The organism is Actinophytocola sp. (genome assembly GCF_035762905.1).
Classification (GTDB): Bacteria; Actinomycetota; Actinomycetes; order Mycobacteriales; family Pseudonocardiaceae; genus DASYTH01.
Map to the genome: position 1 here is coordinate 47,419 of NZ_DASUCC010000057.1, position 9,026 is coordinate 56,444.

Annotated in this window: 9 protein-coding genes; 6 read left to right on the forward strand and 3 right to left on the reverse strand. The window is 72.4% G+C overall.

What is annotated here, in order from left to right:
- From VFV67_RS10920 to VFV67_RS10945, 6 genes are all read left to right on the forward strand, one after another.
- The gene (locus tag VFV67_RS10920; RefSeq protein ID WP_326469277.1) at positions 1 to 1,008 is read left to right on the forward strand and encodes a C40 family peptidase; all 1,008 of its coding nucleotides are present in this window, start codon (positions 1 to 3) and stop codon (positions 1,006 to 1,008) included.
- Between the two features lie 25 nt (positions 1,009 to 1,033).
- Positions 1,034 to 1,519, forward strand: a complete 486-nt coding sequence (locus VFV67_RS10925; protein ID WP_326469299.1) for a hypothetical protein — start codon at positions 1,034 to 1,036, stop codon at positions 1,517 to 1,519.
- Positions 1,520 to 1,611: 92 nt separating this feature from the next.
- Entirely contained in the window at positions 1,612 to 3,030 is a 1,419-nt protein-coding gene (locus VFV67_RS10930) for an RNB domain-containing ribonuclease (RefSeq protein ID WP_326469301.1), read from the forward strand.
- A 1-nt stretch (position 3,031) separates the two neighbouring features.
- Positions 3,032 to 3,697 (forward strand): NADPH-dependent F420 reductase, encoded by a 666-nt coding sequence (npdG, locus tag VFV67_RS10935; protein WP_326469279.1) that lies wholly within the window; start codon positions 3,032 to 3,034, stop codon positions 3,695 to 3,697.
- Complete coding sequence (locus VFV67_RS10940) at positions 3,694 to 4,110, forward strand: DUF4326 domain-containing protein (RefSeq protein WP_326469282.1); 417 nt, start codon at positions 3,694 to 3,696, stop codon at positions 4,108 to 4,110. The genes npdG and VFV67_RS10940 overlap by 4 nt, the downstream gene beginning before the upstream one ends.
- On the forward strand, positions 4,091 to 4,852 hold the full coding sequence (locus VFV67_RS10945; protein ID WP_326469303.1) for a helical backbone metal receptor: 762 nt from the start codon (positions 4,091 to 4,093) through the stop codon (positions 4,850 to 4,852). The genes VFV67_RS10940 and VFV67_RS10945 overlap by 20 nt, the downstream gene beginning before the upstream one ends.
- A 180-nt stretch (positions 4,853 to 5,032) precedes the next feature.
- Here the strand turns inward: VFV67_RS10945 and pip are convergent, their stop codons facing one another.
- The 3 genes from pip to VFV67_RS10960 form a co-directional block, all read right to left on the reverse strand.
- A complete protein-coding gene (gene pip, locus VFV67_RS10950) occupies positions 5,033 to 5,992 on the reverse strand; it encodes a prolyl aminopeptidase (protein WP_326469284.1) in 960 nt (319 codons plus the stop codon).
- 233 nt (positions 5,993 to 6,225) lie between these two features.
- On the reverse strand, positions 6,226 to 7,086 hold the full coding sequence (gene panB, locus VFV67_RS10955) for a 3-methyl-2-oxobutanoate hydroxymethyltransferase (RefSeq protein ID WP_326469287.1): 861 nt from the start codon (positions 7,084 to 7,086) through the stop codon (positions 6,226 to 6,228).
- A 134-nt stretch (positions 7,087 to 7,220) separates the two neighbouring features.
- A complete protein-coding gene (locus VFV67_RS10960; RefSeq protein WP_326469289.1) occupies positions 7,221 to 8,957 on the reverse strand; it encodes an NAD+ synthase in 1,737 nt (578 codons plus the stop codon).
- Between the last annotated feature and the right edge of the window lie 69 nt (positions 8,958 to 9,026).

Genomic DNA, 9,026 nt, shown 5'->3' on the forward strand with positions numbered 1-9,026 from the left:
ATGCGCGCGGCACTGGCGGTCGGGACCCTGCTCATAGCGGCAGTCACGGCGGTGGTGAGCACCGGCGCGATCAACACCGTCGTCGAGGAGGACCGGCAGAACGACATCGCCCGCGCCATGTCGCTGACCTGCAACGCCGCGCTGGGCCCGGTGACCAGCGGCCCGGTCGGCAGCGGCGCGCTGGACGCGGGCAAGCTCACCGAGGAGCAGCGCGGCAACGTCGCCCTGATCATCTCGATCGGCCGGCAGCGCGAGCTGCCGCCACTGGCCTGGCAGGTGGCGATCCAGGCCGGGATGACCGAGTCCGGGCTGCGCAGCCTGAACTACGGTGACCGCGACTCGCTCGGCATCTTCCAGATGCGTCCGTCGATGGGATGGGGGACCCCGGCGCAGGTCACCGACCCGATGTACGCGATCAACAAGTTCTACGACGTGCTCGAGGCGGTGCCGAACTGGCGCGACCAGCGGCCCGGCGACTCCGCGCAGGACGTGGAGCGCTCGGCGTTTCCGGACCGCTACCACCGCTGGGAGCCGATGGCCGCGCATCTGATCGGCGCGATCGGCGCGGTGGCCGACCCGACCGGCTGCGGCGAGGGCGTCGGCAACCTGTTGCCGGCGCCGACCGCTCAGGCCGGCTCGGCCATCCAGTTCGCGTTGAGCCAGCAGGGCAAGCCCTACCAGTGGGGCGCGGCGATCACGCACCAGAACTCCTTCGACTGCTCCAGCCTGATGCTGCAGTCCTACCGGGCCGCCGGGATCATGCTGCCGCGCACCTCCCGGGAGCAGTGGAAAGCGGGCGCCTGGCTGCCTGTCGACCAGGCGCAGCCCGGTGACCTGCTGTTTTGGGCGTACGATCCGAGTAATCCAGCGACCATCCACCACGTCGCGATGTACCTGGGCGACGGGAAGATCGTGGAAGCACAGCAGACCGGTGTCCCGGTCCACATTCGTCCGGTGCGGTGGACCGAGGCCGAGTTGATGCCCCAGGCCGTCCGGCCCGGGGTGTAGTGAGGGGGCCTGGAGACCCGTGACCATGTACACCTCCGATCCGATTCCTCGTCCGGTCGGCCCGCCGGCTTCCAGCACGCCGCTGCGTGACTTCCTGGCCCACGGCGGCCCGGGGATCACGCATTCCTACGCGGTGCTGCCAAGGGCCCTGCTCGAGGAGATGCCGCTGCCCTGGCAGAACGCGCTGGTGCAGATCATGGCTGAGCTGCACCAGGCCTACGCGCACCTGCCGTGGCCGGCCTATCGGGTGGTGCCGTCCCGTCGTGAGCGCCTGGTCAACCTGGACGAGGAGCAACTCGCCGAGGCCGGCTACCTGGTCGAGATCGACGCCGACGGTGAGGTCGTCTACCGGGGACGCGGCGGCGGGCCACCGATCGCCGACCCGGATTCGGTGGAGGTGCTCATCTCCTGCCCCGACCCGCTGCTCACCGACCAGAGCTACGCCAACCAGGACACCCCACCGCGTGGCTTCCCCGCGCCGCCGGTCCAGCAGCAGACCAACTGGTCCTGAGGTTGAATTCCGGATCACAAGTTGCAGATGTCCGGAGGAACTTCCGAATCCAACCCGGCCAGCGGGGCCGATAGGGTGCGCACGTGGCATTCATGGCGGCGGCGGGCCCTGACGGCGATGGTTTCGCCGGCATCCGCAGCGAGTTCGGCCTCCCGTCGCAGTTTCCGGATCCGGTCCTGGCCGAGGCCGAGAAGGCGGTGGCCGGGTGGGAGCGGGGCGACTCCCACGACCGGGAGGACGCCACCGACCTGCCGCTGGTGACCATCGACCCGCCCGGCTCGAAGGACCTCGACCAGGCCGTGCTGGTGGCGACCCGGCCCGGCGGCTTCCGGGTGCAGTACGCGATCGCCGATCTCGGCGGGTTCGTCAGCCCGGGCGGTCCACTGGACGCCGAGGTGCGCAGGCGCGGCCAGACCATGTACCTGCCGGATGGCAACGTTCCCCTGCACCCGACCGTGCTCAGCGAGGACGCGGCCAGCCTGCTGCCCGGCCAGGTGCGCCCGGCCGCGCTGTGGACGATCGACTGCGACGGTGACGGCGAGCCGGTGTCCGCCCGGGTACGCCGGGCGCTGGTCCGCTCGGTGCGGCAGTTCGACTACGAGACCGTGCGGGCCGACGTGCGCTCGGGCAACCCGCACCCGTCGATCGCCGCGCTGCCCGCGCTCGGCCGGCTGCGCCGGGAACGCGCCGTGCAGCGCGGCGCGGTCGAGCTGCAACTGCCCGAACAGGAGGTCTCGCCGGACGGCCGAGGCGGCTGGCGGCTGGCGCTTCGGCCGCGCACCGAGGTGGACGCCTGGAACGCCGAGATCTCCCTGCTCACCGGCATGTCCGCGGCGGCGATGATGCTCGAGGCCGGGGTCGGGGTGCTGCGCACGCTGCCCGACCCGGAGAACGGCGCGGTGCAGTGGCTGCGTCGCTCGGCCCGGTCGCTGGGCATCGACTGGCCGCGCGAGATGGAAGCGGCGGGGTTGCTGGCCGGCCTGGACCCGCGGCGTCCGGAGGCGCTGGCGCTGTTCATGGACGCGACCCGGCTGCTGCGCGGTGCCGGCTACACGGTGTTCGACGGCACCACCCCGGGGCTGGTCACGCACGCCGGGCTGGGCGCGCCGTACGCGCACGTGACCGCCCCGCTGCGGCGCCTGGTCGACCGGTTCGGCGCCGAGATCTGCCTGAGCCTGTCGGCCGGGCGCGCGGTGCCGGACTGGGTCCGGGAAGCTTTACCTCACCTGCCGCGGTTGATGGAACTGTCCGATGCGCTGGCGTCCCGAGTGGACCGGGCGTGTCTCGACCAGGTGGAGGCGTGGGTGCTCGGCGACCAGATCGGCCGCGAGTTCGACGCCATGGTGCTGCGCTCCGACGGCGGCACCGCCGAGGTCTTCCTCACCGACCCGCCGGTGATCGCCAAGTGTGACGGCGACGGGTTGCCGGAAGGCGAACGCATCCGGGTCCGGCTGGTCGAGGCGGACGCGCGGATCCGCAGGGTGCGGTTCGAGCGGGTGGAGAGGGGTTGACGTGTCCCAGGTGACCGGTCTGACGGTCGGGGTGCTCGGTGGGACCGGTCCGCAGGGCAAGGGCCTGGCGCTGCGCTGGATAACGGCGGGCCTGGCCGTGGTGATCGGATCGCGCAAGGCCGAGCGGGCGCAGGCCACGGCCGAGGAGCTGCGCGCCCTGGTCGGCGGGACCGTGTCCGGCCTGGACAACGCGGGCTGCGCGGCGGCGGCCGACGTCGTGCTGGTGGCGGTGCCCTGGGAGGGCCACCGCGAACTGCTCGAGTCGCTGCGCGACGAGCTGGCCGGCAAGATCGTCATCGACTGCGTGAACCCGCTCGGCTTCGACAAGCAGGGCCCGTACGCGCTGCACGTGCCAGAGGGCAGCGCCGCCCAGCAGGCCGAGAAGCTGCTGCCGGACTCCCGGGTGACCGCGGCGTTCCACCACGTCTCCGCGGTGCACCTGGTCGACCCGGCGATCGCCGAGGTGGCCACCGACGTGCTGGTGCTCGGCGACGACCGGGAGGCGACCGACCTGGTGCGCGCGCTCGCCGACGTGATCCCCGGAGTGCGCGGCATCTACGGCGGGCGGCTGCGCAACGCGGGTCAGATCGAGGCGCTGACCGCCAACCTGATCGCGATCAACCGGCGGTACAAGGCGCACGCCGGGATCCGGATCACCGACGTATGACCCGGTTACCGCCGGAATCCGGTGGCTGGAGCCGGGCCGAGCGGTCGCTCGGCTACGCGGTGCTCGACGGCCGGACGGTGGTGGTCAACGTGCGCCGCGGCGGCCCGCACAAGCACCTGGTGCCGTGGCTGGTCGAGGCGGATCTGCTCAGCTACGTCGGGCACGCCGGTCCCCGGCACGAGTGGCCGGAGTCGGACTTCGCCAACCCGTTCCTGCGCCAGGCGGCGACCGACCGGCCGGGCATGGTCCGCCGGTACCGGGAATGGCTGGCCGGCCGGGCCGACCTTGCGGACCGGCTGCGCGCCGGGGAGTCGACCGGGCGGGCGCTCGGCTGCTGGTGCGCGCCGGCCGGCTGCCACGCCGACGTGCTGGCCGAGGAGGTGAACCGCGCTGCTGAGCGACGATCTGGGTGAGCCGGTCCCGCTGCGCGGTCCGCCGGCCCGGGTGGTCAGCCTGGTGCCGTCGCTGACCGACGCCATCGCGACCACCGCACCCGGACTGCTGGTCGGGGCGACCGACTACTGCAGCCATCCGCCGGAGCTGTCCGTGCCGCGGGTCGGCGGGTCGAAGTACCCCACCGTGGACGCCGTCCTGGACCTCCGCCCGGATCTGGTGGTAGCCAACGCCGAGGAGAACCGGCCGGAGGACGTGGCCCGCATCCGGGCCGACGGCGTCCCGGTCTGGGTCACCGCGGCCGCCGCCACCGTTCCGGCCGGTCTCGGCTCGGTGCGCCGCCTGCTCACCCAGGGCCTCGGCCGCACCGAACCGGACTGGCTGGTCCGCGCCGAGGACCTCTGGCGACCCGTGCCCCCGATCCGCGCCACCGCGATCGTCCCGGTCTGGCGCCGTCCGTGGATCGTGCTCGGCCGGGACACCTTCGCCGGCGACGTGCTGCGCCGCCTCGGCATCGACAACGCCTACGCCGGCCACCCCGACCGCTACCCCCGGCCCCCGCTCGACGAGCTGACCGCCCGCCTGCGGGCCGGCTCCGCCGACCTGGTCGTCCTCCCCGACGAGCCCTACGAGTTCACCGCGACCGACGGCCCCGAAGCGTTCCCCGGCTCCCGCCACGCCCTGGTCGACGGCCGCTACCTGACCTGGTGCGGCCCCTCCCTGGTGCCCGCGCACTCCGCGCTCTCGGCCGCCCTGCCCTGATCCCGCCGCGGCCGGTTCTCCCAGTTGATGACCACCCGCACCACGAATGTCACGGCCACCGCCGCAACCGCCAACCACTGCAACACCACGATCCGCTCCCCACACCGATCCGAATCCGCCCGCACCCCGAATTCGTTCCCCAACCCGATTCCGGTTGCCGTTCCTTCGCCGGGGTGCCGGTCAGCGTGCGCGGAAGTCGTCGGTGGCGCTGACCAGGGCGTCGAGCATGCCGGGGTCGGTGACCGCGTGGCCGGCCTGGGGGAGTAGCTGAAGCTCGGAGCCGGGCCAGGCGCGGTGCAGGTCGTAGGCGGTGCGCGCCGGGGTCACGGCGTCGTAGCGGCCCTGCACGATCCGGCCGGGGATCCCGGCGAGCTTGCCGGCGTCCCGGATCAGCTGGTCCGGGTCCAGCCACCCGGCGTTGACGAAGTAGTGCAGGGCGATCCGGGCGAACGGCACGGCGAACGCCGGGTCGGCGTACACGGCGGTCATCTGCGGGTTGGGCACCAGCGAGACCGCCGCGCCCTCCCAGGTGCTCCAGGCCAGGGCGGCCGCCGCGCGCACCTGCGGGTCCGGGTCGTCGATCAGCCGGTGGTAGCCGGTCAGCAGGTCGCCGCGGTGCTCGGCCGGCACCGCGCCGGCGAACTCGGCCCACGCCTCCGGAAAGAGCATTCCGGCGCCCCCGGCGTACATCCAGTCCAGCTCGACCTGCCGGAGCAGGAACACGCCGCGCAGCACGATCTCGGTGACCCGCTCGGGGTGCGTCTGCGCGTACGCCACCGCGAGCGTCGCGCCCCACGATCCGCCGAACAGTTGCCAGCGCTCGATGCCGAGGTGTGCCCGCAGCCGCTCCATGTCGGCCACCAGGTGCCAGGTGGTGTTGTGGGTCAGCTCGGTTCCGGCGTCGCGCACGTGCGGCCGGCTGCGCCCGCAGCCGCGCTGGTCGAACAGCACGATCCGGTACGCACTCGGGTCGAACATCCGGCGCTGCAACGGATGTGAGCCGCTGCCCGGCCCGCCGTGCAGGAACACGACCGGCTTGCCGTCCGGGTTTCCGCTGACCTCCCAGTACATCTGGTGGCCGTCGCCGACCTCGAGGAGGCCGCTGTCCAGCGCGTTGATCGCGGGGTAGAAACCGGGCATGGGTGTCATGCTGCCGGACTTCTGGCCTCGGCGTACGACGACCGCGCAGTTCGGCGCCGAAACGTCGACCGGGCCGAGTTCGCCCGCCGGCCCAACCGGTACCGGCTGGTGGTCAGCCTGGCCCGCCCGTGGGCGCACCGCGCGGCCATCGTGCGCCGGCTGTTCGGGCCCCGACCCGGCCGCGTGGCCGATGCCACCCGGCCGGGCCGGGTTCCCGGTCAGCCGGTGAAGCTTCAGTGGAAGACGTGCTCCGGGGCGGGGAACTCCCGCCCGCGCACGTCGGCGGCGAACTGCTGGGCCGCGCCGAGCAGCACCCCGGCCACGTCGGCGTAGCGCTTGACGAACCGCGGCGCCTTGCCGCGGCGCAGCCCCGCCATGTCCTGCCAGACCAGCACCTGCGCGTCGCAGTCCGGACCGGCGCCGATGCCGACCGTGGGAATGTGCAGCTCGTGGGTCACCCGCTTGGCGACCTCGGCCGGCACCATCTCCATGACCACGGCGAAGGCTCCGGCCTCCTGCAGGGCCAGTGCGTCGGCCAGGACGTCCTCGCCGGCGTCGCCGCGGCCCTGCACCCGATAACCGCCCAGGTTGTGTTCACTCTGCGGGGTGAATCCGATGTGCCCCATAACGGGCACGCCGGCCGTGGTGATCGCCTTGACGTGCGCGGCGAACGCCCGGCCGCCCTCGAGCTTCACCGCGTGCGCCCGGCCCTCCTTCATGAACCGGACGGCGGTCGCCAGGGCCTGCTCGGGGGAGAGCTGGTAGGAGCCGAACGGCAGGTCGGCCACCACGAGCGAGCGCTTCACCGCCCGGGTCACGGCCCGGACCAGCGGAACCAACTCGTCCACCGTCACCGGCAGCGAGGTGTCGTAGCCGTAGACGTTGTTCGACGCCGAGTCGCCGACCAGCAGGACCGGGATGCCGGCCTCGTCGAACAGCTCGGCGGTGTACATGTCGTAGGCGGTGAGCATGGGCCACGGCTCGCCGCGCTCCTTGAGCTCCCGCAGGTGGTGGATGCGTACCCGCTTGGCGGGCTTGGCCGGATCGGCGGCCGAAGGTCCGGTGCCGTACGGCGCGACCATCTCGTGTGACATCGTCGTCGACCATCCTTCCCCTCGAAGCCCGCTGCGTCGCGGGTCCCCGGGGTTCGCCTGGAGGGTTTACCGGACCAGCGTGGCACCGCGTGGTCGCGCGGCGGATGACGTTGCGATGAGGCTCACACGCTCGATCAGGTGGTTTCCGGCACAGTGCCGTCCTGGCCCTCCCGCCAGGCGTTGGTGATCGGCAGCCGGCGGTCCCGGCCGAACGCCTTGAAGGTGATCTTCGTGCCCGGCGGGTACTGCCGGCGCTTGAACTCGGCGCGGTCCACCATCCGCAGCACCCGCTGGACCAGCTCCGGCTCGAACCCGGCCGCCAGCAGGTCCTCGTAGCCCCGGTCGCCCTCGACGTAGTCGTCAAGGACGTCGTCGAGCAGCTTGTAGTCGGGCAGCGAGTCGGTGTCCAGCTGCCCGGGCCGCAGCTCCGCGGACGGTGGCTTGCTGATCGAGCTCTCCGGGATCGGCGGGGTCTCGCCGCGCCATTCGGCCGCCGCGTTGCGCCAGCGGGCCAGCTCCCAGACCCGGGTCTTGAGCACGTCCTTGATCGGCGCGAACCCGCCGACCGCGTCGCCGTAGATCGTCGAGTACCCGACCGCCAGCTCGGTCTTGTTTCCGGTGGCCAGCACCAGGTGCCCGTGCTGATTGGACAGCCCCATCAGGGTCATGCCACGGCAGCGGGCCTGCACGTTCTCCTCGGCCAGCCCGGTCAGCCCCAGCTGGCCGACGAACGCCGCCACCATCGTCTCGATCGGCTGCACCTCGTAGTGCACGCCGGTCCGCCGGGCCAGCTCGGCGGCGTCGGACCGGGAGTGCTCCGAGGAGTACACCGACGGCATGGACACCCCGTACACCGCGTCCGCCCCCAGCGCGTCCACGGCCAGCGCGGCGCACACCGCCGAGTCGATCCCGCCGGACAGGCCCAGCACCACCGACCGGAACCCGTTCTTGTGCACGTAGTCCCGCAGGCAGGTGACCAGCGCGGCCCACTCCTCGGCCTCGTCGGACAGCGGCTCGGCGATGTTCCGCGGGTACTCGGGGGGATATCCGGGCACCGGCTCCGCGGACAGCGTCCGCCGGGTCACGGTGAACTCGCTCGGCTCGCCACGCGGCGCACCGCCCGGCAGGTCCAGATCCACCAGCAGCAGGTGCTCCACGAACTGCGGCGCCCTGGCCAACAGCGTGCCGTCCGCGGCGACCACGATCGAGTCGCCGTCGAACACCAGCTCGTCCTGCCCGCCGACCAGGTTCGCGTAGAGCAGCGGCGCCCCGGCCTCCCGCGCCCGCTTGGCCACCAACTCCAGCCGCACGTCGTCTTTTTTCCGCTCATACGGCGAGGCGTTCGGCGAGACGACCAGATCGACCCCGATCCGGCCCAACTCGGTGACCGGCCCGCCGTCCTGCCAGATGTCCTCGCAGATCACCATTCCGACCTCCACACCCCGGATGGTGAGTACCGCCAAGCCCGCCCCCGCGGTGAAGTGCCGCCGCTCGTCGAACACCCCGTAGTTCGGCAGATGGTGCTTGAACTGCCGCGCCACCACCTCCCCCCGGTACAGCACCGCCGCCGCGTCCCGCGCCCCCTGCCCATCAAGATCCAGATACCCCACGCAACAGGCCACCTCCCCGCACCCTGCGTCAGCAAGCCGCCCCGCCAGCCGCACCAGCGCCGCCTTCGACGCCTCGGCGAACGACTCCCGCAGCGCAAGGTCCTCGATCGGATACCCGGTCAGCGCCATCTCCGGAAACACCAAAAGATGCGCCCCCGCCTCGGCCCCCCGCCGCACCCACCGCACGATGACGTCGGCGTTCCCCGCAAGATCCCCCACCGTCACGTTCACCTGCGCCAACCCGACCCGCAACTGCACCATGCCCCCATCCTCCCACGAGGTTTCCGCCTGCAAGTCTAAAACTAGACCGACTTCACCCCACGCTCCCCA

Coding starts and splice junctions, on each gene's coding strand:
- VFV67_RS10925 (WP_326469299.1), top strand. CDS start 1,034: ATGTACACCTCCGATCCGATTCCTCGTCCGGTCGGCCCGCCGGCTTCC.
- VFV67_RS10960 (WP_326469289.1), bottom strand. CDS start 8,957: ATGGTGCAGTTGCGGGTCGGGTTGGCGCAGGTGAACGTGACGGTGGGG.
- VFV67_RS10930 (WP_326469301.1), top strand. CDS start 1,612: ATGGCGGCGGCGGGCCCTGACGGCGATGGTTTCGCCGGCATCCGCAGC.
- pip (WP_326469284.1), bottom strand. CDS start 5,992: ATGCCCGGTTTCTACCCCGCGATCAACGCGCTGGACAGCGGCCTCCTC.
- VFV67_RS10920 (WP_326469277.1), top strand. CDS start 1: ATGCGCGCGGCACTGGCGGTCGGGACCCTGCTCATAGCGGCAGTCACG.
- VFV67_RS10940 (WP_326469282.1), top strand. CDS start 3,694: ATGACCCGGTTACCGCCGGAATCCGGTGGCTGGAGCCGGGCCGAGCGG.
- panB (WP_326469287.1), bottom strand. CDS start 7,086: ATGTCACACGAGATGGTCGCGCCGTACGGCACCGGACCTTCGGCCGCC.